This window comes from Histidinibacterium lentulum (assembly GCF_003789055.1).
Classification (GTDB): domain Bacteria; phylum Pseudomonadota; class Alphaproteobacteria; order Rhodobacterales; family Rhodobacteraceae; genus Oceanicola; species Oceanicola lentulus.
In genome coordinates this window covers 1-22,861 of sequence record NZ_ML119082.1, presented here as the reverse complement: position 1 = coordinate 22,861, position 22,861 = coordinate 1, and the positions used below count along the sequence as shown (strand labels likewise).

The following is a 22,861-nucleotide window of genomic DNA, read 5'->3' as shown; positions in this document are numbered from 1 at the left end:
GCGGTTCCGGCGGCGGTTGGGGCTGGCATCCTCGCGACCTGTCGTTATGTGGGGGGCATGGCTGATCCACGACCGATCCATCCCGTCCTGAAGCAGGTGCTCGAACTCGGGCCCACGATCCTGTTCTTCCTCGTCTACCTGCGGCTGAGGGACGACAGCTTCACCTTCGGGGGGGTGGAGTATTCCGGCTTCATCGTGGCCACGCTGATCTTCGTGCCGATTCTGCTCGCGGCGATGGGCGTGCTCTGGGCGCTCACGGGCAAGCTGAGTCGGATGCAGATCTTCACCGCCTTCATGGTGATCTTCTTCGGCGGGCTGACCGCGTGGTTCAACGACGAGCGGTTCTTCAAGATGAAGACGACGATCGTCTACGGAATAATGGCCGGTCTCCTGGGGATCGGGCTGGCGCGGGGGCAATCCTGGCTGGAGTGGGTGATCGGGGAATTGCTGCCGATGGCCCATGAGGGCTGGATGATCCTGACGCGGCGGCTGGCGGCGTTTCTGGCGGGGCTGGCGGTGGCGAACGAGGTGATCTGGCGGACGCAGTCGACCGATCTGTGGGTCAAGCTCGAGACTTTCGCCTTTCCGGCGGCGCTGATGGTGTTCCTTTGGTGGCAGATCGTGGCGCTGCAGGGCTACCTCAAGGAGCCTCCCGAGGGCGGGGAGCAGAGCTAGGATTTCGGAGCGTCCACACGTGGACGGGGGTCTAAGCCCGTGTTTCACAAAGTGATAGCGCTAACTGTCGCGCAAGTCCACGCGGCTTGCCGCGGCCCGCGGGCGGGACTAAGACCGGGCACATGCCCGCAGCAGGAGCCTGCACCCATGTCCCTCCATCACGGTCGTCATTACCTTGCCATCCCGGGCCCCTCCGTCATGCCGGACGAGGTGCTTGCGGCGATGCACCGGCCCGCGCCGAACATCTACGAGGGGGACCTCGTGGAGACGACGGCGACTCTGGTGCGGGACCTGAAGTGGGTGGCGCGGACCGCGCACGAGGTGGCGATGTATGCCGCCAACGGGCACGGGGCCTGGGAAGCGGCGCTGGCCAACACGGTGCGGCCAGGAGAGACGGTGCTCGTCCTCGCATCGGGGCAGTTCGGCCACGGCTGGGCCGAGATGGCGCGCAGGCTGGGGATCGAGGTGGAGCTGATAGACTTCGGCATGACCGCGCCCGCCGACCCCGCGCGGCTGGAAGAGGCGCTCCGGGCGGATCGCACCCATGTCATCCGGGCGGTTCTGTGCTGCCATGTCGATACCTCGACGGGCATCCTGTCGGACACCGCGGCCCTCGCGGCGGCGCGGGACGCGGCGGGCCATCCTGCGCTCCTGATGATGGACTGCATCGCCTCGCTGGCGGCGGACCGGTTCGAGATGGACGCCTGGGGCGCCGATGTGATGGTGTCGGGCAGCCAGAAGGGCCTGATGACGCCGCCCGGCATGGCCTTCGTCTGGTTCGGGCCCCGCGCGGCGGAGGCGCGCGCGCGGGTGTCGCCAAGCTCCTACTGGGACTGGCGGCCGAGGAGCGCGCCGGAGTTCTACTACCAGCACTTCTGCGGCACCGCGCCGACGCACCACCTCTTCGCGCTGCGCCAGGCGCTGGACATGCTCAAGGCCGAGGGGATGGAGGGCATCTGGGCCCGGCATGACACACTGGCGCGCGCCTACTGGGCGGCCGTCGAGGCCTGGGGGCAGGGCGGGGCGATGCGGCTCAACGTGGCGGATCCCTCGGCGCGGTCGCGGGCCGTCACCTCGGTGCATCTGCCGGGGGGCGAGGGCGAGCGGCTCCGGCGCTGGTGTTCGGAGACGCTGGGAGTCACGCTGGGCCTTGCGATCGGCCGCGAGCCGCGGGACGACTACTTCCGCATCGGCCACATGGGGCATGTGAATGCCCATATGGCGCTGGGCGTCGTGGGCGTGATCGAGGCCGGGCTGCTGGCGCTGGGCATCCCCCATGGCGCGGGCGCGGGACGGGCGGCGGCGCAGGTGGTGGCGGAGGCCGTCAGCCCGCTTCGTCGCGCGGCGGAGTGACGGCGCGCGCCGCCGAGCGGCGCCAGTCGAGAAACCGGATCACGAGGTCCACGGCGGCGACGCCGAGGGCGACGGCGATGGTGCCCGCGATGGCGGCGAGGGTGAAGAACCCCATCAAGAGGATGCCGCCGGTGGTGACCAGAAAGGCCGTGGTATAGTCCGGCGCCCGCTTCGGACCCTCGTCCATGGCGTTTCTCCTGACAGGACTGCCGCAGAGTTTAGCCTGCCGTCCTCGAAGGTCGACTAACGATTTCTTGCAGCCGCGAGGCTGGCGGGGAACACCTCCTCGAGCACGTCGAGGTCTTCGGGGCGGCCGCAACTGATCCGGATGCAGCGGTCGAGGGGCGCCACCCCCGGCATCCGCACGAAGACGCCGCGCGTGGCGAGTTCGTCGAGCACGGCGCGGGAGAGGGTGCCGTCTCCGCCGCAATCCACGGCCACGAAATTGGTGGCCGAGGGCAGGGCGGAGAGGCCGGAGCCGGCGGCGATGTCAGAGATGCGGGCGCGGGCCGCGGCTACCTGCGCCACCACGGAGGCGAGCCAGTCGCGATCCTCGAGCGCGGCGAGGGCGCCCGCCTGGCCCGGCCGCGTCATGCCGAAATGGTTCCGCACACGGTCGAAGGCGGCGATGAGCGGCGCGGGGCCGATGGCATAGCCGACGCGCAGACCCGCAAGGCCGTGGGCCTTGGAAAAGGTGCGCATCCGGATCACGCGGGGGTCCTCGGGCGTCATCGGCGGGATCGCCTCGGGCGGCGCGAAATCGGCATAGGCCTCGTCGAGGATCAGCAGCGCGCCCTCGGGAAGGGCCTCGGCAAGGGCAGCGATGGTGGCGGCGTCGTGCCAGCTTCCCATCGGGTTGTCGGGATTGGAGATGTAGACGAGGCGGGCGCCGGTCTCTCGCGTCTTGGCGGCGAGCGCCTCGGGATCCTCGTGGTCGTTCCGGAAGGGGACGGTGTGGAGCGCGCCGCCGAAGCCTGCGACGTGGTAGTTGAACGTGGGATAGGCGCCGGCGGAGGTGACCACGGGTGTTTCGTGGGTGACGACGAGGCGCACGAGAAGACCGAGGAGCCCGTCGATGCCCTCTCCCACGAGGACATGGGCGGCGTCGACGCCGTGGTGGCGCGCGATGGCGGCGCGCAGGTCGTGGGAGGTGGAATCACCGTATTTCCAGCCCTCGGAAGCGGCGCGGGCCATGGCCTCCACGGCGCGGGGCGAGGGACCGAAGGTGCTTTCGTTGGCGCCGAGCCGGGCGCGGAAGGGCGCGCCGCGGCGGCGTTCGAGCTCCTCGGGGCCGACGAAGGGCACGGAGGGCGGCAGCGACGCCGCGAGGGGGGTCAGTCTGGGGTCATCCGTCATGGGCGGAGGGTGCCCGGCGGCGCGGGGAAGTTCAATCTCTGCCCGGGGCCGCGACAATCCCGCCCGTTTCGGTCGGATTCGGATGACCTCACGCGGGATTTTCTTGAATCCGTGGTAGGGCTTTCCAATATACAGCAGCGAGGGAGCCCCGGGCGGGGTAACCTGTCGACTGGAGGGACTTCTGGAGGTTTCAATGGCTGAATATCAGACCATGCGCACGGCAGCGGGTGTTCGTACCGCGGCTATCGACGAGGGCCTGAAGGCCCATATGAACAAGGTCTACGGCACGATGTCCGTAGGCATGCTCCTGACGTTCGCCGTGGCCTGGGCCGTGGGGACGTCGCCCGAGCTTCTGAGCGTGTTCCGCGATCCGGCGACGCTGCGGCCGAACATCCTCGGCTGGGTGATCATGTTCGCACCGCTGATCATGGTGTTCGCGTTCTCGGCCGCCATCAACCGGCTGTCCGCGGCCGGCGCGCAGCTCTTCTTCTACGCCTTCGCGGCGGTGATGGGCTTGTCGCTGTCGTGGATCTTCGTGGCCTTCACGGGCTTCTCGATCGCGCAGGTGTTCCTCGTGACCTCGATCGCCTTCGCGGGCCTGTCGCTCTGGGGTTACACCACGAAGAAGGACATCTCCGGCTGGGGCGCGTTCCTGATCATGGGCGTGATCGGTCTGATCGTGGCCTCGATCATCAACATATTCCTCGGATCGCCCGCGCTCTACTTCGCGATCTCGATCCTCGGGGTGCTGATCTTCGCGGGTCTGACGGCCTATGACACGCAGAACATCAAGAACACCTACCTCCAGCACGCCGCCCAGGGGGATCAGGAGTGGCTGGGCAAGGCCGCGATCATGGGCGCCCTGGCGCTCTACCTCGACTTCATCAACATGTTCATGTTCCTGCTGCAGCTTCTCGGCAATCGCGAGTAACGGCAGGATCATCGGATCCAGCGGGGGCGGCCTTCGGGCCGCCTCTTTTTTTGTGGGGTCGGGGAGGGCCTTGCCCTCCCCCTTGGCGCCTGCGGCGCCAATTCCCCCTCCCGGATATTTTCAGCCAGAAAAGAGGGGGAGACGGCGCCAGACATGGAGAACGTCCGGCCCGATGGCGCGGGTCTCGTGGAGGGTGAAGCGGGGGGCGGCGGCGAGGCTGTCGAGGCCCAGGGCGCCGATCATGGGCGTGCCTTCGGCGCCGAGGGCGGTGCCCGCGGTGAAGCAGACGAGTTCGTCGACGAGGCCGGCCTCGAGGAGGGACGCGGCGAGGCTGCCGCCGCCTTCGCAGAAGACGGACGTGAGGCCCGCCGTCCCCAGGGCGGAAAGGACCGCGGCGGGGGAAAGCTGGCGGCCCTCGGTGGCGCATTCGAGGAGGTGGACGCGAGGGTCGGAGGACCAGCGCGCGCGGGCCTCCTCGGTGGCCTCGGGGCCGTGGCAAAGCCAGAGGGGCGCCGCGTCGAGCGTGGCGGTGAGGGCACTGGGGAAGGGCAGGTCGAGGCGGCGCGACAGGACCACGCGGACCGGCTGGCGGTCGTGGCCGATGTCGCGGACGGTGAGGAGCGGATCGTCGGTGCGGGCGGTGCCCGCGCCCACCATCACGGCGTCGTGGCGGGCGCGGAGCGCGTGCACGAGGCGGCGGGCGGGGGGCGCGGTGATCCAGCGGCTCTCGCCGGAGGCGGTGGCGATGCGTCCGTCGAGAGAGGCCGCGAGCTTCAGCGTCACGCGCGGGCGACCCCGGGTGCGGCTGAGAAGGTAGCCCGCGAGGTCCGCCTCGGCCTCGGCGCGGCGGATGCCCTCGGTGACGGGGATGTTCGCGGCGCGCAGGCGTGCGATCCCCTCTCCGGAGGTTCGGGGATCGGGATCGCGGCAGGCGATCACGGCGCGGGCGATGCCGGCCTTCGTCAGTTCCGCGGCGCAGGAGGGCGTCGCACCCTCGTGGGCGCAGGGCTCCAGCGTCACATAGGCGGTGGCGCCGCGGGCGTCGGTGCGGGTCAGGGCCTGCGTTTCGGCATGGGGGCGGCCGCCATCGGCCGTGCGGGCGCGCGCGAGGATGCGTCCGTCCCGCACCAGCACGCAGCCCACGGCAGGATTGGGCCAGGTGCGGCCGAGGCCGCGGCGGCCGAGGGCGAGCGCCGCGCCCATGAAGCGCAGGTCGTCCTCCGGCGTCACCCCCTCAGCGCCCGTCGGCGGCGTTCGGACGCAACTCGCTGACGAACTTGTCGAAATCGTCGGCGGCCTGGAAGTTCTTGTAGACGCTGGCGAAGCGCACATAGGCCACGGTGTCGATCCGGGCGAGGCTTTCCATCACGATCTCGCCGATGACCTTGGAGGGGATGTCGGTCTCGCCCATGCTTTCCAGCCGGCGGACGATGCCGGAGATCATCTGGTCCATGCGCTCGGGCTCGATGGGACGCTTCTGCAGGGCGATGCGGATCGAGCGTTCGAGCTTGTCGCGGTCGAAATCCTCGCGCCGGCCGCTCGACTTGACCACGACGAGGTCGCGGAGCTGGACGCGTTCATAGGTGGTGAAGCGGCCGCCGCAGGCCGGACAGAAGCGCCGCCTGCGGATCGCCACATGGTCCTCGGCGGGACGCGAGTCCTTCACCTGTGTATCGACATTGCCGCAAAACGGACAGCGCATGCGGGGTCCCCTTCTCTGCCTCTGGGCATTCCGCCTCTTGGGGGCGTTCGGCCCTTCTTGCCGAGAACTATAGGGAGGGTGGCAGCGCTTGGGTAGGGGGCACGAGGCGCCCCAACATCCTGAGGCCGCGGCCGTGGCGCGGGAGACTCAGCCGCAATGAGACGACGCGCCGTCAGGCGAGATGTGCGGCGACTTCGCGGCTGCGCGGACGGGTCCGATGTTCGAAAAGGTAAACGGATTGCCAAGTTCCCAGCCGCATCCGCCCGCTCTGAACGGGAATCTGCAAGCTGACCGGCAGCACGGCCGCCTTCAGATGGGCCGGCATATCATCCGGGCCCTCGGCGGTATGGCGCAGGTAGCTCATGGCGGGGTCGTCGGAAGGCGGGATGAACCGGCCGAGCCAGGCGAGGAGGTCGCGTTGCACGTCGGGGTCGGCGTTCTCCTGGATCAGGAGCGAACAGGACGTGTGGCGGATGAAGAGGGTCAGGAGTCCCTCGGCCCCGGGCGGAATCCACGCCGCGATGCCGGCGGTGATGTCGGTGAGGCCCGGGCCATCGGTGCGGAATTCGAACGTGGTCTGCATGGAAAGTCGGGGCCGGACGGGCCGGCCCCTCTCCGGTCAGGCGGCGGCTTCGTCGGCGTCCGTCCCGGCCGCATCGGCGGCGACAACGGTGAGGCCGATGCCCGAGCCGTGAAGCTTGCGCAGATAGCGCATGGCGCGACGAGTCTCGGCCTTGCCTTCCGCCTTCCAGGCTTCCTTGCGCTCCTCGGCGGTGAGCTCCGGACGGGTTTCCTTGATGCGCTCGACGAACATGGCGCGCGCGAGGGTGCGGCCAGCCCGGCGCCGCAGTTTCTGCTCTTCGGTGAGCGGGGTCTTGGTGGGTTCCATGGACTTCGGTCCTCTTGTGGGTTTGCGGCGCTGCTCTGCGTGATGGTGCCGCCGGACGGTACCTCACCGCCCTGACGATCAGCATACCGCGTCCGGGCACCCCAGGGTCAGTGAACGGCGGATCCGGGCCGAGATTTCCCGCAGGTGAGTCCGCCATGCCTCATTTCGGCCGGCCGGAGCGGAACGTCGGCGCTCCTGCCGCGATGTCGTTCCAAGAGATCTGGCAAGGAGCAGCACATGAAAGCGCTGACCATCACCGCCCTGATCCTGATCATCGGGGGCGGGCTGAACTGGGGCCTTGTCGGGCTCTTCGATCTCAATCTCGTTTCGGCGCTCTTCGGCGTCGATACCTGGCTGACGACTCTCGTCTACATCCTCGTCGGCCTCGCCGCGATCTATGGCTTCGCGCTTCTGAAGCCGCTGATGGACCACGACCGGACCCGCCACACGACTTGATCGCGGCGTCACTGCAAGCGAAACCAAGGGAGACACACCATGTCCGTTGCACGAGTCACGGAGATTTCCGCCACATCGAGCACGAGTTTCGACGATGCCGTCACGCACGGCATCGAGCGGGCCTCGAAGACCCTGCGCAACATCACCAGCGCCTGGGTGAAGGACAGCAATGTCGAGGTGTCCGACGGCAAGGTCGCGGCCTACCGCGTCAACCTCGCCGTGACCTTCGTGCTTGACGACTGAGCCACGGCAGCCCCGGCGCGGTCAGGACCGCGCCGGGGTCCAGACCGAATAGGCGGTGCCGCCCGGGTTGAGGGGCGTCTCGCCCGTGCTGGTGAACCCGAGCGCCGGCAGGAGGCTGCGCGGATCGCCGCGGTGAGCGCCGAAGAGCGGCAGGCCGGTGTCGAAGGTCAAGGGCTCGACCGTCAGATGGACCTCGTCGATGGCGTCATGGGCGAGGAACCAGTCATGGACCCGGGTGCCGCCCAGGATCAGCCCGGCCTTGAGCGGGTGCACGTCCGACACCAGAGCCTCCAGATCGGCGGGTGCCAGCGTGGCCGGATCGAGCCAGAGCTGACCGGGCCTGCGCCAGTCGCCGGCGCCCGCGGCACCGGAAAAGACGATGCGGCGCCTGTCGGGCCGGTCGGCGGCCTCATGGGTGCGGCGGCCCATGACGGCCCAGTCGGCGGCGGCGACCTCCGACAGGAACAGGCGCTGCTCCTCGGGGGAGGCCCATGTGTGGGGCGACTCCGTGGGGGTGCGGCCGATGAAGCCGTCACGGCTCGTGACCACGACAAGAGTGAAGCGAGGGCGCATGGAGAGCCTTCGGTATGGCACGGGCACCGGGGTCCCGGATCAGTGGAAGATGCCCGCGCCCTGTTCGTCGATCATCTGGCGGGCCTTGCGAAGGGTCGCCTCGACCGCCTCGTCCTGGCTGTCGAGCAGGTCGGCGCGCACCATGTCGTGCCGCCTGATCTCGTCACCCATGGCCTTTTCGATGCGGGCGGCGATGCGCCACTTGGTGCCTTCGCGGACGGGCTCGGGGTAGATGAGAAAGCCGTCATGCTCGGTCGGCTCGGGGCCTTGGGACGCGCTTGAGCTGCCGAACAGGCGGGACCAGAGCGACATGGGCGGTTCTCTCTCTCCTGTGGCGCCGCAAAGGCGCGGGGTCTGTCCTGTGCGGTGCGTCGACCGGCCCGGGCGGGCCGGACGCCGGTGCTATTGGTCGAGGAAGGACCGCAGCTTGCGCGAGCGGCTGGGGTGCTTGAGCTTGCGCAGGGCCTTGGCCTCGATCTGGCGGATACGCTCGCGGGTGACGGAGAACTGCTGGCCCACTTCCTCGAGCGTGTGGTCGGTGTTCATGCCGATGCCGAAGCGCATGCGCAGGACCCGCTCCTCGCGCGGGGTAAGGGAAGCGAGAACGCGGGTGGTCGTCTCCTTGAGGTTCTCCTGGATCGCGCTGTCGAGCGGCAGGACGGCGTTCTTGTCCTCGATGAAATCGCCGAGCTGGCTGTCTTCCTCGTCGCCGATGGGCGTTTCGAGGGAGATCGGCTCCTTGGCGATCTTCATCACCTTGCGGACCTTCTCGAGAGGCATCTGGAGCTTCTCGGCCAGTTCCTCGGGCGTCGGCTCGCGGCCGATCTCGTGGAGCATCTGGCGGCCGGTGCGGACGAGCTTGTTGATCGTCTCGATCATGTGCACCGGGATGCGGATCGTGCGGGCCTGGTCCGCGATGGAGCGGGTGATGGCCTGCCGGATCCACCATGTCGCGTAGGTGGAGAACTTGTAGCCGCGGCGGTATTCGAACTTGTCCACGGCCTTCATCAGGCCGATGTTGCCTTCCTGAATGAGATCAAGGAACTGGAGGCCGCGGTTCGTGTATTTCTTGGCGATGGAGATGACGAGGCGGAGGTTGGCCTCGACCATTTCCTTCTTGGCCTGGCGGGCCTCTTTCTCGCCCTTCTGGACCTGCTGCACGATGCGGCGGAATTCGGAGATGTCGACGCCGACATACTGGCCCACCTGGGCCATCTCGGCGCGCAGGTCCTCGACCTTGCCGGCGGATTTCTCGATGAAGGCCCCCCAGGCGCGGCCGGGGTTCTGGGCCATGCGGTCCATCCAGGTCGGATCGAGCTCGTAGCCGCGGTAGCTTTCGATGAATTCGCGCCGGTTGATCCGGGCCTGGTCTGCCAGCTTCACCATGGAGCTGTCGATCGCCATGATCCGGCGGTTGATGCCGTAAAGCTGGTCGATCAGCGCCTCGATGCGGTTGTTGTGCAGGTGCAGGGAGTTGACGAGTTCGACGATCTCGCCCCGCAGCTTCTGGTAGCGCTGCTCGTCGGCCTCGGTGAAGGAGCCGTCCTCGTTCAGGGTCGCGGACATCCGCGCGTCCTGCATTTCCGAGAGTTCGGAGAAATCCTCTGCGATGCGGTCGAGCGTCTCGAGAACCCTGGGCTTCAGCGCCGATTCCATCGCTGCGAGGGAGAGGTTCGCGCCGTCGTCCTCGTCGTCGTCCTCGTCCTTGTGGATCGGGTTGCCGTCGGCATCGAGTTCCGGGCCTTCGTCGTTGCGGCCGGAGGGCGCCGAGTCGGAGCTGGGCGCGACGACGGGGGCGTCGCCCGTCTCGTCGCCGAGCTGGTTGCCGAAGGTCGTCTCGAGGTCGATCACGTCGCGCAGGAGAATGTCCTCGGACATCAGCTCCTCGCGCCAGATCGTGATGGCCTGGAAGGTCAGCGGGCTTTCGCAAAGCCCGAGGATCATCGTGTTGCGACCGGCCTCGATGCGCTTGGCGATCGCGATCTCGCCCTCGCGGGACAGCAATTCGACCGAGCCCATCTCGCGCAGGTACATGCGGACGGGATCGTCGGTGCGGTCGAGCTTCTCGGTCTCTCCGGAGGAGACCGCGATGTCGCGCGCGCCCTCCTTGGTGACGAGGTCGCGGGACCGGCTGTCATCCTCGGATTCCTCGCTCTCTTCCTCTTCGGTGACCTGAATGCCCATTTCGGAGAGCATCGACATCACGTCCTCGATCTGGTCGGAGGAGACCTGATCGGGCGGGAGCACGGAATTCAGCTGATCATAGGTGATGTAGCCCCGTTCGCGGGCTTCCGAGATCATCTTCTTGACGGCGGTCTGGCTCATGTCGAGGGACATTTCGCCGTCCTGATCGTCTTCCTTGCTCTCGTCGGTGTCTTTGGCGGCCATGTAAGCTCCTCGATCTGCCGGCGGGCCGGCGTCAGGCGATTTTTCCGAATCAAGGGGCGCGGAGGATGATTCGCAAGATGCCCCGGGCTTTTTCTCTGCCGTGTGCCTTGATGTCAGGTAGTCTCACCGCCCGGTTTTTCAAAGCCGATTTCCGTCAGAAGCGCGGCGAATCGGGCCCTTTCGTCACGGTCCACGAGAGCCCCGTTATCCGCCCGCTCATAAGCCGTGCGATCCTCGGCGAATCCGGCCCGACCCGCGCGGTCCCGTGCGCGGCCCGACAGGGCCAGACGCCGAGTCAGATATTCCCCCGCCCCCTCGCCCGCAAGGTCTGCCTCGGCCTCGGCGATCTCGACCGCGTGACCGCGGGAGGCGGCGAGTTTCGCCAGTTCCTCGCTGAGGCAGAGGCGCGCGGTCTCGAGATCGCCGGCGCGGCGGATGGCGGGGCAGATCGCGATCTGCGGATGGGCGGCGAGGCGGTCGCGCAGGTCCGCGGGCGCCGCCCCCGTCATGAGGTCGTGCGCGATGGCGGCGCGAGCGGGGTCGGAGAAGGCGAGACCTTCGAGATCGGCGGCGAAATCATCCATGACGGCGGGCGTGGCGGCGAGGATGGCAAGGATCACCGTCTCGCGCAGCGCCTCCTCGGAGAGGCCGCCGCGGGCGAGGGCGGAGGTCTTCGCAGGGGGAGGGGTCGCGCGGCGGCGCGCGCCCTTGCCCGGGGAGGCGCGGAAGAGGTCCCAGCGCAGGCGGCGGATCTCGTCCTCGTAGTGCCGGCGCACGGAAGCGTCGCGGATCGTCGCGGTGCGGGTGGCCAGCGCCTTGTCGAAGGCCGCGCGGCGTTCGGGCGTGTCGAGGGGACGGGCCTCCACCTCGCGCTGCCACAGGAGCGAGATCAGGGGGCGGGCGGTATCGACAAGCTCCTGCATGGCGGGGGTGCCGCGCGCGCGCAGCAGGTCGTCGGGGTCCTGTCCCTCCGGCAGCAACACGAAGCGCAGGGTCTTGCCCGGCGCGAGCAGCGGCAGGGCGAGGTCGAGCGCGCGGTGGGCGGCGCGGATGCCGGCGGTGTCGCCGTCGAGGGCGATCACCGGCTCGTCGGCCATGCGCCAGAGGTGCATCAGGTGATGTTCGGTCACCGCGGTCCCGAGTGGCGCGACGGCGGCCTCGAAGCCGTGTTCGGCGAGGGCGATCACGTCCATGTAGCCTTCGGCCACGATCAGCGGCTGGCCCTTGCCCGCGGCGGTGCGCGCGGGGCCGTGGTTGTAGAGGGTGCGCGACTTGTCGAAGAGGGGCGTCTCGGGGGAGTTGAGGTATTTGGCGCCGTCGCCCGGGTCCATCGCCCGGCCGCCGAAGGCGATGACGCGTCCCCGGGGGTCTCGGATCGGGAAGAGGATGCGGTCGCGGAAGACGTCATAGGGCTTGCCGCCGCGATCCGAGCGTTTGGCGAGCCCGGCCTCGATCAGCGTGTCGTCGGGAATGCCTTTTGCGCGAAGATGATCGCCCAGGCCCTGCCAGCCCGGGGGCGCAAAGCCGATGTCCCAGCGGGCCTGGGCCTCGGGCGAGAGGCCCCGGCGGTCGAGATAGGCGCGGGCCTCGGCGGCGGCGGCGGTCCGGAGCTGGAGGCGGTAGAACTTGAGCGCCTCCTCCATGACCTCGGCGAGGCCCGCGCGGCGGTCGGCCTCTCGGCCCGCCTCGGGATCGCGTTCGGGCATCTGCATCCCGGCCTCGCCCGCGAGTATGCGCACGGCCTCGATGAAATCGACGTTCTCGGTCTCGCGGACGAAGGAGATGGCATCGCCCTTCGCGTGACAGCCGAAGCAGTAGTAGTAGCCCTTGCGGTCGTCGACGTGGAAGGAGGCGGTCTTTTCCTGGTGGAACGGGCAGGGCGCCCAGAGATCACCCTTGGCCTGGTTCGACTTGCGGCTGTCCCACAGGACCTTGCGGCCCACGACCTGGCCGAGGCTCAGCCGGCTGCGCAGCTCGTCGAGGAATCCGGGGGGCAGGGACATGCTTCCTTATCGCCCCCGCGGACGGCGCTGTCCACGCGCGCGACGGGTTATCCCCGGGACCATTCACAGGATATTGCGGGAGGTGCCGGTCAGAGCGGCCAGATGAAGGGGATCGCGGCGGAGACGATGACCGCGAGCGACAGGTTCAGCGGCACGCCGACCCGGAGGAAATCGGTGAACTTGTAGCCGCCAGGCCCGTAGACCAGCGTGTTGGTCTGGTAGCCGATAGGGGTGGCGAAGGCCGCGGAGGAGGCGAACATCACCGCCACCACGAGCGGGCGGGGGTCGATGCCGAGGGCGGTGCCGATGCCGATGGCGATGGGGGTCATGACGACGGCGACGGCATTGTTCGACACCACCTCGGTCAGGGTCGTGGAGAGCAGGTAGATGGCGAAGACCACCACGAAGGGCGGCAGGGTCTGGAGCCAGGGAGAGAGCCCGTCTGCGATCAGGACCACGGCGCCGGACTGATCGAGGGCAGCGCCCACGGCGAGCATGGCGAAGATCAGCGCAAGAAGGCGGCCCTCGACGAATTCGAAGGCCTCGTCGGCGTCGATGCAGCCCGTCACCAGCACGATGGCCACGGCGATCACGGCAAGGGCGAGGATCGGCGCCACGCCGAGCGCCGCCAGCGCCACGATGCCGACGAGTGCGCCGATGGCGATGGGCGCATGGGAGCGGCGGTAGGCGCGCGCCGAGGGCTGGGAGACGTCGACCAGTCCCATCTCGACGGCCAGGCGCTGGATGTCGTCGGGCGAGCCCTCGAGGAGGAGCGTGTCGCCGACCCGGACGACGAGATCGTCGATGGCGCGGCCGATGTTCTGGTTCCGCCGGTGCACGGCGAGGACATAGACCCCGAAGCGGCGGCGCAGGCGCAGGGTGCCGAGCGTACGGCCCACCATCTTGCAGCCCGGGGTGATGAGCACCTCGACAGTCGTCGTCTCCACCGCCGAGACCTGATCGACCCGGCGCAGGGACTTGTTGCGCTGGAGGCTCAGGAGCTCGGTCATGGCGGTGCGGAGCACCACGCGGTCGCCTACCTGGAGCGTGACGCCCTTGAGGTTGCGCCGGAGCGAGAGATCGCCGCGGACCACGTCGATGAGCCGCACGCCCTCGCGCTTGAAGAGCTGCACGCCGGTGACCTCGCGGCCGATGAGGTTCGAGTCGGGCGGGATCACCGCCTCGGTGAAGAAGCGCATCCGCGAGCGGTCCGAGAGCAGCGTGGCCATGCTGTCGCGGTCAGGCAGAAGGCGTGGCGCGATGAAGCGCAGGTAGACCATGCCCCAGGCGCAGACGATCAGTCCGAGAGGCGTGATCTCGAAGATCGAGAAGGGCTCGAGACCCTGGCTGCGGGCGACACCGTCCACGAGGAGGTTCGTGGAGGTGCCGATCAGCGTGAGCGTGCCGCCCATGATTGCGGCATAGCTGAGCGGGATCAGGTATTTGGAGGCCGGGCGGCCGAGGGTCCGGCTGAGCTGCACGATGACCGGGATCATCACCACGACCACCGGCGTGTTGTTCATGATCGCCGAGCCGAGAAAGACGGATGCGAGAATGCCCGCGATGGCGGCGCGCGGGTTGCGCTTGGCATGGCTCTGGGCGAAGGAGGTCAGGGCGTCGAGGGAGCCCGTGCGCACCAGCGCGCCCATCACCACGAACATCGCCGCGATGGTCCAGGGCGCCGGGTTCGAGAGCACGTCGAGCGCCGCGTCGTAGGGCAGGACGCCCGCCACGAGCATGAGCGCCGCTCCGGCTATGGCCACGACCTCGGGTGGATAGGCCTCGCGCAGGAAGGCCGTGAACATCAGCACGACGATCCCGAGCGTGATGAGCGCCTCTCCGGTTGCGGAGACCTGCAGTAACTCGATCATGTGGTCCCGTCGTCAGCCCGAAGCGCACCTTGGACCGCCGGTGCTGGCGGTGCAAGCGGCACGCTCCGGCGCGGCTGCACGAGGGCGATGCCAGCAAGCATCAGCGCGAGGGCGAGCCAGATCCAGAACGCGTAGCGTTCGCCCAGAAGGACCATGGACCAGACCACGCCGAATCCGGTCACCAGATAGGAGACCTGCGCCGCGAAGACCGACCCGGCCCGGCCCACGAGCCAGACATAGGTGGCATAGACCGTCGCATGGATCACCCCGATCGCCAGCAGGGCCGCATCGGCGGGACCGGGCGGAAAGGCCGGCACGAAGGCCTGCCCGGTGGCCAGCGCCAGCGGCAGGGCGAGGAACGCGCCGATCAGTGAGGCACCGAAGAGCACCTGAACGGGCCCCATCCCCCAGGTGCCCCAGCGCGCGACCACGTTGCCCTCCACCGCGTAACAGAAGGGCGCGACCAGCGCGACGAGAAGCCAGGGCGCCATGGCGGGGTCGGGCAGGCTCGCCTCGGGCAGGGCGATCAGCGCGACGCCGGCAAGACCGAGGGCAAGGCCGGCGAAACGCAGGGCCGAGAAACGGTCCATCCCCAGCGAGAGCGCGATGGGAAAGGCGAACATCGGCACTGTGGAGATCACGATGGCCATGATCCCGCCCGGCAGCTCCACCGCCGAGCGGTAGCTGGCGGAATTCGGCACGATGGTTCCGAGAACGGCGATCATCGTGCAGAATGTCATCGTGCCGGGGGTGAGCCGCGGAAGCCGGCCCCGGGCCACGAGGATGCCGCCGAGCAGCGCCGCGCCGAGAGCCAACTGCCAGAAGACGAGACCGAAATGGCCGTAGCCCGTGGAGACGGCAATCTTGATCAGCGGCGTGGTCAGGCCCCATCCCGCGCCGAGCGCAACCAGGATGGCGAGCAGGCCCGCCTTGTCCGTCATGGCGCGGGTCCGGCGGGGGCGAGGCGCCCCCCCTGCCGCACGGGAGCCACGCGTGTGGCGCGGCCGGTGCGGTCGTCCGTCTCCACATAGAGGCCCGAGAGCGTCGCCTCGCCCGCGGCGGGTTCGAACCGGCCCTTGGGCATTCCGGTGATGAAGCGGCGCATCGGCTCGTCCTTCTGCATCCCGATGACGCTGTCGTAGTCGCCGCACATCCCGGCATCGCTGAGGTAGGCGGTGCCGCCGGGCAGGATCATCGCATCCGCGGTGGGCACATGGGTATGGGTGCCCACCACGACGCTGGCACGTCCGTCGCAGAAATGACCGATCCCCATCTTCTCGGAGGTGGCCTCGCAATGCACGTCGATCAGCGCCGCCTGGACGAGGCCGCCCGGGGGATGGGCCTTCAGCACCGGCTCGAGCGCGGAGAACGGATCGTCGAAGGGGCGTTTCATGAACACCTGTCCCAGCACCTGCGCGACGAGGATCCGGCGGCCTCCGGGGGCGTCGAACACCCGCGCGCCCTTGCCGGGGGCCACCTTCGAGTAGTTCAGCGGTCGCAGGATGCGCGGCTCGGTCTCGCAGAACTGGAGCATGTCCTTCTGGTCGAAGGCATGATCGCCCAGGGTGATCGCGTCGGCGCCCGCGGCGAGGAGAGCGCGCGCGTGATCGGCGGAGAGGCCCGCACCGTTCGTTGCGTTCTCGCCGTTCACCACGACGAAATCGAGCCGCCAGTCGGCCTTGAGGCGGGGAAGTCGGTCGGCGAGCGCGGTACGGCCGGAGCGGCCCATGACGTCGCCCAGAAAGAGGATGCGCATGACGGTGTGAGGTAGCAGGCGGAGTGGGGCGGGCAAAGAGGGGATGCGCGCCAGGCGCGGAAATGCCGCCGGTGACAGGTCCTTGATAAGGCGACGTTAATATTCGGGCACAATGATCTTCTAGAAGATCATTGCTGCGGCACGATCTTCTAGAAGATCGTGGCGGCTCAGAGGTCGTGCCGATGCGCCGGCCGGTTCGGCGTCCGCGCAGGCTCAGCCCGCCCGGCGACGCATGACCGTGGAGACTGCGAAGGCCAGGGCCGCCGCGGCGACGATCGACGGGCCCGTCGGCGTGTCGGCCTCCAGCGAAAGGCCCAGCCCCGCGATGGCGGCCAGCGCCCCGATGCCGGCCGCCGTCGTCGCCATGCCCTCGGGTGTCCTGGCAAAGGGCCGCGCCGCTGCGGCCGGTATGATCAGCAGCGACACGATCAGCAGCGCGCCCACCACCTTGATCGAGAGCGCCACCAGGATCGCCGTGGCGAGCGTCAGCACCGCCTCCTCGCGGCGCGGGTCCACGCCCGCGGCTCGGGCGAGATCAGGGTCGAGCGTCGCGGTCAGGAGCGCCTGCCAGCGCCAGGCAAGAAGCCCCGCGATCACCGCGGCCCCGCCCCAGATCAGCGCGAGGTCGCCCCGGCTCACCGCGAGGATGTCGCCGAAGAGATAGGCCTCGAGGTCGATCCGCACTCCGCCGGTGAGCGACACCGCAACGAGCCCGATCGCCAGCGCGCTGTAGGCGAGAACCGCCAGCGTCGCGTCCGCGCCGAGCGTGGGGTGGGCAAGCCGTGTCAGCGCGCCGGCCATGGCCAGCGCTGCCACCAGCACGCCGAGCGCGATGGGCAGGCCAAGCGCCAGCGACAGCGCCACGCCGAGGATCGCCGCATGGGCGGTCGCGTCGCCGAAATAGGCCATGCGCCGCCAGACGACGAAGCAGCCGAGAGGCGCGGCGGCGAGCGCAGTGCCCACGCCGGCGAGGGCCGAGCGCACGAGGAAGTCGTCCAGAAGGGTCATTCGGCGGGTTCGGTCCGTCGCCGCGCAGTGCCCTCGGCGGGAGAGTGGGGGCCATGGCCGTGGTCGTGGCCCGGTCCATGGGAATGGTCGTGCTCGTGGCGGTAGAGCGCGAGCGCGCCGCCTGTGCCTGTGCCGAAGAGGGCGCGGTATTCCTCGGCCTGGGCGACATGTTCGGGCGCGCCTTCGCAGCAGATGTGGCCATTTAGGCAGATCACCCGGTCGGAGGCTGCCATGACGACATGAAGCTCGTGGCTCACCATCAGGACCGAGGCGCCGCGCGTGTCGCGCCAGTCCGCGATGCGGCGGTAGAAATCGGCCGATCCGGGCTGGTCGAGGCCGCGGGTGGCCTCGTCGAGGATCAGCAGGTCCGGGTCCGGCAGAAGGGCGCGGGCGAAGAGCACGCGCTGGAGTTCCCCGCCCGAGAGGTCCGCGATCTGGTGCCGGGCGAGCCGCGCGGCGCCCGCCCGCTCAAGCGCTTCGGCGACGCGGGCCGCGGGCGCGGGGCGGGGCAGGGCCATGAATCGGTCCACTGTGAGCGGCAGGGTGCTGTCGATGCGCAGTTTCTGGGGCACGTAGCCGATGCGCAGCCCGGGGGCCCGGCGCACCGTGCCGCGGTCCGGGGTCAGTGCGCCCAGCACCGTCCGCAGGAGGCTGGTCTTGCCCGAGCCGTTCGGCCCCACGAGCGTGACGATCTCGCCGCGGCGGATGGCGAGGTCTATGCCCGACAGCACCGGCTTGCCGCCGAGGCGGAGAGACAGCTCCCGGATGTCGATGAGCGGGGCCGGGGAGGTCACGCGGGCGCCGCGCCCGGGCTGCCGCCTGCGGCGAGGCAGGAGGGGCAGAGGCCCTCGGCCTCGACCACGGCGCGTTCCACGGTGAAGCCGGTGGCCCGCGCGGCCTCTCCAAGGAGGCCTTTCATCGGGTCGGCGGTGGCCTCGGCCACGCGGTCGCAGCTGCGGCAGATCAGGAAGGCCGGCACATGGTCCTCGTGGGGATGGGCGCAGGCGACGAAGGCCGAAAGCCGCTCGATCCTGTGTGCGAAGCCGTTCGTGGTCAGGAACTCGAGCGCCCGGTAGGCGACGGGCGGCTGCGCGCCGAGACCTTCCTGCCGCAGCACCTCCAGCACCTCGTAGGCGCCGAGCGCGCGGTGGCGCTCGAGCAGGATCTCGAGCACGCGGCGGCGCACGGGCGTGAGGTTCAGTCCCGCCTCGGCGCAGCGGGCATCGGCGGCGGCGACGGCGCCGGAAATGCAGCTCTGGTGGTCGTGGCGCTGGAATCCGATGGCGTCCATGCGGCTCTCCGGTCGTTTCGGGGTTGATATGTTATCACATGGCGATTAGCAAGCTGCGGTCTGTTACATTATAACATGGATCGAGAATGCGCCGTTCCCGACTTGCCGTCCTCCGCGCCGTCCTGCTGGCCGGTACCTTCGCCCTGCCGCTTTCCGCTGCTGCCGACGCCCCGCGGGTGATCGCGGATATCGCCCCGGTCCACAGCCTCGTCGCCCGGGTCATGCAGGGCGCAGGAACGCCGGATCTGCTGCTCGAACCCGGCGTGTCGCCCCATGGTGTGTCGCTCAGACCTTCGCAGGCGCGGGCCCTGTCCGAGGCGGAGTTCGTGTTCAGCGTGGGCATGGGCCTTGCGCCCGCCGTGGAGGAAGCCGCCGAGGCGCTGGCGCCCGGGGCGGTGAAGCTGGAGCTGATGGAGGCGCCCGGCACGCTGCATCTCGACATGCGGGAAGAGGCGCTCTTCGGCGGGGCGGCGGGGGGCCATTCCCATGGCGACGACCATGGCCACGGTGAGGCGGCGCACGGCGACCACGGCCACGCGGATCATGGCGACGAGGAACACGGGCATGACGATCATGCTCATGAGCAGGCCGGGCAGGAGGATCACGCGCACGACGACCACGGCCACGAGGACGCCGGGCATGAAGATCATTCTCACGACCACGGGCATGACCATGCCGGCGGGGTCGATCCCCATGGCTGGCTCTCCCCTGCCAATGCCGCGGTCTGGGCGGCGGCCATCTCGGAGGAGCTGAGCGCGGCCGATCCGGAGAACGCGGCGCTCTATGCGGCCAATGCCGAGGCCGCGGTGGCCGAGATCGAGGCGGCCCGGGCGGAGGCCGAGGCGCTGCTTGCGCCGGTCCGGGGGCGGGCATACGTCGTCTTTCACGACGCCTATGGCTATTTCGAGGAGGCCTTCGATATCCCGGCCCTCGGCGCGGTAGCTGCCTCGGACGCGTCCGACCCGAGCGCCAGACGCGCCCTGGAGCTGCGGGACGGGCTTGCCGAGGCGGGGCTGGTCTGCGCCTTCATCGAACCGCAGTTCGACGGCTCCATCGTTCCCGCGATCCTGGGAGACGAGGTGCGCGTGGCGATCGTCGATCCGCTGGGGTCCGAGATCGCGCCGGGACCGGACTTCTATCCCGAATTGCTGCGCAGCATGGCCCGCGCCATGTCGGACTGCCTTTCCGGCGCCTGAGGATCAGGCGCCGGCATAGGCCTCCATGACATCGTCGGAGGCCTCGAAGTTGGTGGTGACGCTCTGGATGTCGTCGTCATCCTCGAGCGCCTCCACGAGCTTCATCAGCTTCGTAAGACCCTCGAGATCGACCTCGGCGGTGGTGACGGGGCGCCACACCAGCTTCGTCGTCTCCGATTCGCCCAACTGCGCTTCGAGGGCGGAGGAGACCTCTCCGAGATCGTTGTCGGCGCACCAGATGACGTGGCCGTCCTCGCCCGATTCCACGTCCTCGGCGCCGGCCTCGATGGCGGCCATCATGACGTCGTCGGCCGAACCCGCGCCGGCCGGATAGATCACCTGGCCCTTGCGCTCGAACATGAACCCCACCGACCCGGTTTCGCCCAGGTTGCCGCCGTTCTTGCCGAAGGTCGAGCGCACCGTGGAGGCGGTCCGGTTGCGGTTGTCGGTCATCGCCTCGACGATCACCGCCACGCCCCCGGGACCGTAGCCCTCGTAGCGGATCTCCTCATAGGTCTCGGCGTCGCCGCCCATGGCCTTCTTGATCGCGCGTTCGATCACGTCCTTCGGCACCGAGGAGGCCTTGGCCTCCTTCACGGCCATGCGCAGGCGGGGGTTCTTGTCGGGGTCCGGATCGCCCATCTTGGCCGCGACGGTGATCTCCTTGGAGAGCTTCGAGAAGAGCTTGGAGCGCGCGGCGTCCTGCCGCCCCTTGCGGTGCTGGATGTTCGCCCATTTGGAATGGCCGGCCATGGTCGGTCCCTCGTCACTTGATCGGAGCGCATATAGGCCAGCGTCCGGGGCGGGGGCAACCGGTGGGTTCGAGAGGACGGGCGCGCTTTTCCGGGCCCGGTCCGGCCGGAACGGAGCGGGCGGGGGAGGTGGTTCGCGCACCCACCCGAGGGCTGCGCTCGGGGGCGTTGCCTGTGCGGGCGGGCTTGGCTAAGTCCGGGAGGCCTCCGCCAAAGCCAGAGCCCGATGCCGAAGCCCTTCCTGATCCTGCAGCTGCGGCCCGAACGGGAGGCGGCGGACGACGAGTTTGCCGCGATCCTCGCCAAGGGGGGGCTCAGGGAGGCGGACACCATCCGGGTGCGGCTCGATACCGAACCGTTGCCGGAGGGGCTGAGGCTTGCCGATACGGCGGGGGTGATCGTCGGCGGCGGGCCCGGCTGTGTCAGCGATCCGCCCGGAGCGAAGAGCCCGGCAGAGGCGCTGATCGAGGCCACCTGTCTGGGGCTGATGCCCGAGATCCTGGAGCGTGATCATCCCTTTCTGGGCTGCTGCTACGGGATCGGCATTCTGGCCCATGCGCTGGGAGGAGAGGTGTCGAAGGCGCGCTATGGCGAGGCGGTGGGGACCTCCGCCTGCCGGCTGACGGAGGAGGGGACGTCCGATCCGCTGCTGGCGGGGCTGCCCGCGGAGTGGGAGGCCTTCGTCGGCCACAAGGAGGCCGTGCAGGCGCTGCCGAGGGGCGCGGTGCATCTCGTCGCCTCGGATGCCTGCCCGGTGCAGATGATGCGGGCGGGACGCCACGTCTATGCCACGCAGTTCCATCCCGAGGCGGATGCGGCGGGCTTCGAGACGCGCATCCGTATCTACAAGGACCGCGGCTATTTCCCGCCCGAGACGGCGGAGGACCTGATCGCCATGTGCCGCGCGGCCCGGGTGGAGGTGCCCGAGCGCATCCTCGCGCGCTTCGTCGAACGCTACGGATGACCGTGGGCCGCCCCGTCGCGGGCATCCTGTGGATGGCGCTGACGGGGCTGTGCTTCGTGGCGGTCACCGCCATCGTCAAGCATGTGGGCGACGATATCCCCGCGCCCCAGGCGGCGTTCCTGCGCTACCTGATGGGGCTCGTGTTCTTTCTGCCCGCCATCGGCGCGGTGCGGCGGGCGGGGATCACCGCCCGGCAGGCGCGGCTCTTCGCGCTGAGGGGCACGTTGCACACGGTGGCGGTGGCCTGCTGGTTCTACGCCATGACGCGGATCACCATCGCCGAGGTCACGGCGATGAACTACCTGACGCCGGTCCTCGTCACCTTCGGCGCGGCGCTGCTGATGGGGGAGGGGCTGCCGCGGCGGCGGTTGATCGCCGTGGTCGTGGCGCTTCTGGGCGCGCTGCTGATCCTGCGTCCGGGGGTGCGGGCGCTCGATCCCGGGCACGGGGCGATGCTGGTCACCGCGCTCTTCTTCGCGGCGAGCTACATGCTCGCCAAGAGGCTGTCGGGAGAGGTGCCCGCGCTGGTGATCGTGGCCGTCCTGTCGGTGACGGTCACGATCGGGCTGGCGCCGCTGGCGGCGGTCGCATGGGTCACCCCGGGAAGGGCGGATCTGGCCTGGCTTTCCGCGGTCGCGGTCTTTGCGAGCGCGGGGCATTACGCGATGACGCGCGCCTTCGCTGCGGCGCCGCTGACGGCGACGCAGCCCGTGACCTTCCTGCAGCTCGTCTGGGCGGTGATCCTCGGGGTCCTGCTCTTTGCCGAGCCGGTGGACCCTTGGGTCCTTGCGGGCGGTGCGGTGATCATGGGCGCGGTTCTTGCCCTCACCTGGCGCGAGGCGCGGGCGCGGGTGACGTCGGGACGGTCACCCCCGGCGATTTGATCCCGGTCAAGGAGCGGTGCCGCGCGGGATGCGAGGGTGAGCGAAAGAACCCCGAGAGGAGAGAGACATGTCGCACACCCCGCACGAACTGGCGGAGGAGTTCCCGTCCAAGATCGAGGAGATGCGCCGCCTGAAGGAGACGAACGCCCATTTCGCCACGCTCTCGGACCGCTATCACGAGATCAACCGCGCGGTGCACCGGGCGGAGACGGACGTGGAGCCCACCTCGGACCAGCACATGACCGAGATGCGGCGGGAGCGGATGCGGCTCAAGGACGAGATCGCGGCGATGCTGGCGGAGGCGCCGGCCTGAGGTGTTTCGCCGGGCTGCGCCCGGCGACCCGGGGGGGGGGGGGGGCCCCCCCCCCCCCCCCCCCCGGGGCGGGCCGGGCGGCGGGGGGGGGGGGGGGGCGGGCGGGGGGGGGGGGGGGGCCCCCCCCCCCCCGCGGATCGGCGCCGCAGGCGCCGAAACCCCTCTACTCCCGCGCCCGCAGCACGCGCGCCGGGCGGGCGGCGAGCGGGCGCAGGGCGAACATCAGCCCCGCCGCGAGGGTGGCCGCCATGCCGCCG

Annotated in this window: 26 protein-coding genes; 9 read left to right on the top strand and 17 right to left on the bottom strand. The window is 69.5% G+C overall.

Going from position 1 to position 22,861, the window contains the following annotated elements; genetic code table 11:
- The first annotated feature begins 57 nt into the window (after positions 1-57).
- Entirely contained in the window at positions 58-675 is a 618-nt protein-coding gene (locus tag EAT49_RS03160) for an inner membrane-spanning protein YciB (RefSeq protein ID WP_123640854.1), read from the top strand.
- Positions 676-822: 147 nt separating this feature from the next.
- The gene (locus EAT49_RS03155) at positions 823-2,028 is read left to right on the top strand and encodes a pyridoxal-phosphate-dependent aminotransferase family protein (protein ID WP_123640853.1); all 1,206 of its coding nucleotides are present in this window, start codon (positions 823-825) and stop codon (positions 2,026-2,028) included.
- On the opposite strand, the gene EAT49_RS03150 is transcribed toward EAT49_RS03155, so the two are convergent.
- Positions 2,000-2,215, bottom strand: coding sequence for a hypothetical protein (locus EAT49_RS03150; RefSeq protein ID WP_123640852.1), 216 nt, complete (start codon positions 2,213-2,215; stop codon positions 2,000-2,002). The genes EAT49_RS03155 and EAT49_RS03150 overlap by 29 nt on opposite strands.
- A gap of 56 nt (positions 2,216-2,271) precedes the next feature.
- Positions 2,272-3,384, bottom strand: coding sequence for a pyridoxal phosphate-dependent aminotransferase (locus EAT49_RS03145; protein WP_123640851.1), 1,113 nt, complete (start codon positions 3,382-3,384; stop codon positions 2,272-2,274).
- A 193-nt stretch (positions 3,385-3,577) separates the two neighbouring features.
- Here EAT49_RS03145 and EAT49_RS03140 point away from each other — a divergent pair, with 193 nt between their 5' ends.
- Positions 3,578-4,315, top strand: a complete 738-nt coding sequence (locus tag EAT49_RS03140; RefSeq protein ID WP_123640850.1) for a Bax inhibitor-1/YccA family protein — start codon at positions 3,578-3,580, stop codon at positions 4,313-4,315.
- A gap of 120 nt (positions 4,316-4,435) precedes the next feature.
- Here EAT49_RS03140 and ribD read toward each other — a convergent pair whose 3' ends face one another.
- From ribD to EAT49_RS03120, 4 genes are all read right to left on the bottom strand, one after another.
- The gene (gene ribD / locus EAT49_RS03135) at positions 4,436-5,545 is read right to left on the bottom strand and encodes a bifunctional diaminohydroxyphosphoribosylaminopyrimidine deaminase/5-amino-6-(5-phosphoribosylamino)uracil reductase RibD (protein ID WP_281274711.1); all 1,110 of its coding nucleotides are present in this window, start codon (positions 5,543-5,545) and stop codon (positions 4,436-4,438) included.
- Between the two features lie 4 nt (positions 5,546-5,549).
- On the bottom strand, positions 5,550-6,017 hold the full coding sequence (nrdR, locus tag EAT49_RS03130) for a transcriptional regulator NrdR (RefSeq protein WP_123640849.1): 468 nt from the start codon (positions 6,015-6,017) through the stop codon (positions 5,550-5,552).
- A 172-nt stretch (positions 6,018-6,189) separates the two neighbouring features.
- On the bottom strand, positions 6,190-6,600 hold the full coding sequence (locus EAT49_RS03125) for a secondary thiamine-phosphate synthase enzyme YjbQ (RefSeq protein ID WP_123640848.1): 411 nt from the start codon (positions 6,598-6,600) through the stop codon (positions 6,190-6,192).
- A 36-nt stretch (positions 6,601-6,636) separates the two neighbouring features.
- Positions 6,637-6,906 (bottom strand): hypothetical protein, encoded by a 270-nt coding sequence (locus EAT49_RS03120; protein ID WP_123640847.1) that lies wholly within the window; start codon positions 6,904-6,906, stop codon positions 6,637-6,639.
- Between the two features lie 237 nt (positions 6,907-7,143).
- On the opposite strand from EAT49_RS03120, the gene EAT49_RS03115 reads away from it, so the two are divergent.
- Both EAT49_RS03115 and EAT49_RS03110 read left to right on the top strand, forming a co-directional pair.
- Positions 7,144-7,362 carry a DUF378 domain-containing protein gene (locus tag EAT49_RS03115; protein WP_123640846.1) on the top strand — a complete coding sequence of 73 codons (219 nt, stop codon included), beginning with the start codon at positions 7,144-7,146 and terminating at the stop codon, positions 7,360-7,362.
- Between the two features lie 39 nt (positions 7,363-7,401).
- Positions 7,402-7,605: a dodecin family protein gene (locus EAT49_RS03110; protein ID WP_123640845.1), complete on the top strand. Its 204-nt coding sequence runs from the start codon at positions 7,402-7,404 to the stop codon at positions 7,603-7,605.
- Between the two features lie 21 nt (positions 7,606-7,626).
- On the opposite strand, the gene EAT49_RS03105 is transcribed toward EAT49_RS03110, so the two are convergent.
- The 10 genes from EAT49_RS03105 to EAT49_RS03060 form a co-directional block, all read right to left on the bottom strand.
- The gene (locus EAT49_RS03105) at positions 7,627-8,178 is read right to left on the bottom strand and encodes a dihydrofolate reductase family protein (RefSeq protein ID WP_123640844.1); all 552 of its coding nucleotides are present in this window, start codon (positions 8,176-8,178) and stop codon (positions 7,627-7,629) included.
- A gap of 39 nt (positions 8,179-8,217) precedes the next feature.
- On the bottom strand, positions 8,218-8,490 hold the full coding sequence (locus EAT49_RS03100; RefSeq protein ID WP_123640843.1) for an HlyU family transcriptional regulator: 273 nt from the start codon (positions 8,488-8,490) through the stop codon (positions 8,218-8,220).
- A gap of 90 nt (positions 8,491-8,580) precedes the next feature.
- Positions 8,581-10,566, bottom strand: a complete 1,986-nt coding sequence (rpoD, locus tag EAT49_RS03095; RefSeq protein WP_123640842.1) for an RNA polymerase sigma factor RpoD — start codon at positions 10,564-10,566, stop codon at positions 8,581-8,583.
- Positions 10,567-10,679: 113 nt separating this feature from the next.
- Complete coding sequence (gene dnaG / locus EAT49_RS03090; protein ID WP_123640841.1) at positions 10,680-12,569, bottom strand: DNA primase; 1,890 nt, start codon at positions 12,567-12,569, stop codon at positions 10,680-10,682.
- A gap of 89 nt (positions 12,570-12,658) precedes the next feature.
- Positions 12,659-14,440, bottom strand: a complete 1,782-nt coding sequence (locus EAT49_RS03085) for an SLC13 family permease (RefSeq protein ID WP_123640840.1) — start codon at positions 14,438-14,440, stop codon at positions 12,659-12,661.
- Entirely contained in the window at positions 14,437-15,381 is a 945-nt protein-coding gene (locus EAT49_RS03080) for a DMT family transporter (RefSeq protein ID WP_123640839.1), read from the bottom strand. The genes EAT49_RS03085 and EAT49_RS03080 overlap by 4 nt, the downstream gene beginning before the upstream one ends.
- Positions 15,378-16,196 carry a TIGR00282 family metallophosphoesterase gene (locus tag EAT49_RS03075; RefSeq protein WP_123640838.1) on the bottom strand — a complete coding sequence of 273 codons (819 nt, stop codon included), beginning with the start codon at positions 16,194-16,196 and terminating at the stop codon, positions 15,378-15,380. The genes EAT49_RS03080 and EAT49_RS03075 overlap by 4 nt, the downstream gene beginning before the upstream one ends.
- Before the next feature lie 213 nt (positions 16,197-16,409).
- Positions 16,410-17,204: a metal ABC transporter permease gene (locus EAT49_RS03070; protein WP_123640837.1), complete on the bottom strand. Its 795-nt coding sequence runs from the start codon at positions 17,202-17,204 to the stop codon at positions 16,410-16,412.
- The gene (locus EAT49_RS03065) at positions 17,201-17,998 is read right to left on the bottom strand and encodes an ATP-binding cassette domain-containing protein (protein WP_123640836.1); all 798 of its coding nucleotides are present in this window, start codon (positions 17,996-17,998) and stop codon (positions 17,201-17,203) included. Before EAT49_RS03065 ends, EAT49_RS03070 begins: the two co-directional genes overlap by 4 nt.
- On the bottom strand, positions 17,995-18,495 hold the full coding sequence (locus tag EAT49_RS03060) for a Fur family transcriptional regulator (RefSeq protein ID WP_123640835.1): 501 nt from the start codon (positions 18,493-18,495) through the stop codon (positions 17,995-17,997). Before EAT49_RS03060 ends, EAT49_RS03065 begins: the two co-directional genes overlap by 4 nt.
- An 86-nt stretch (positions 18,496-18,581) precedes the next feature.
- Here EAT49_RS03060 and EAT49_RS03055 point away from each other — a divergent pair, with 86 nt between their 5' ends.
- On the top strand, positions 18,582-19,691 hold the full coding sequence (locus EAT49_RS03055; RefSeq protein ID WP_123640834.1) for a zinc ABC transporter substrate-binding protein: 1,110 nt from the start codon (positions 18,582-18,584) through the stop codon (positions 19,689-19,691).
- 3 nt (positions 19,692-19,694) lie between these two features.
- Here EAT49_RS03055 and EAT49_RS03050 read toward each other — a convergent pair whose 3' ends face one another.
- Complete coding sequence (locus EAT49_RS03050) at positions 19,695-20,444, bottom strand: YebC/PmpR family DNA-binding transcriptional regulator (protein ID WP_123640833.1); 750 nt, start codon at positions 20,442-20,444, stop codon at positions 19,695-19,697.
- Positions 20,445-20,669: 225 nt separating this feature from the next.
- Here EAT49_RS03050 and EAT49_RS03045 point away from each other — a divergent pair, with 225 nt between their 5' ends.
- The 3 genes from EAT49_RS03045 to EAT49_RS03035 all read left to right on the top strand — a co-directional run bounded on the left by EAT49_RS03045 (position 20,670) and on the right by EAT49_RS03035 (position 22,604).
- The gene (locus tag EAT49_RS03045; RefSeq protein WP_123640832.1) at positions 20,670-21,407 is read left to right on the top strand and encodes a glutamine amidotransferase; all 738 of its coding nucleotides are present in this window, start codon (positions 20,670-20,672) and stop codon (positions 21,405-21,407) included.
- Complete coding sequence (locus EAT49_RS03040; protein ID WP_123640831.1) at positions 21,404-22,291, top strand: DMT family transporter; 888 nt, start codon at positions 21,404-21,406, stop codon at positions 22,289-22,291. The genes EAT49_RS03045 and EAT49_RS03040 overlap by 4 nt, the downstream gene beginning before the upstream one ends.
- 67 nt (positions 22,292-22,358) lie before the next feature.
- A complete protein-coding gene (locus EAT49_RS03035) occupies positions 22,359-22,604 on the top strand; it encodes an HP1242/YdcH family protein (protein ID WP_123640830.1) in 246 nt (81 codons plus the stop codon).
- Positions 22,605-22,861: the final 257 nt, after the last annotated feature.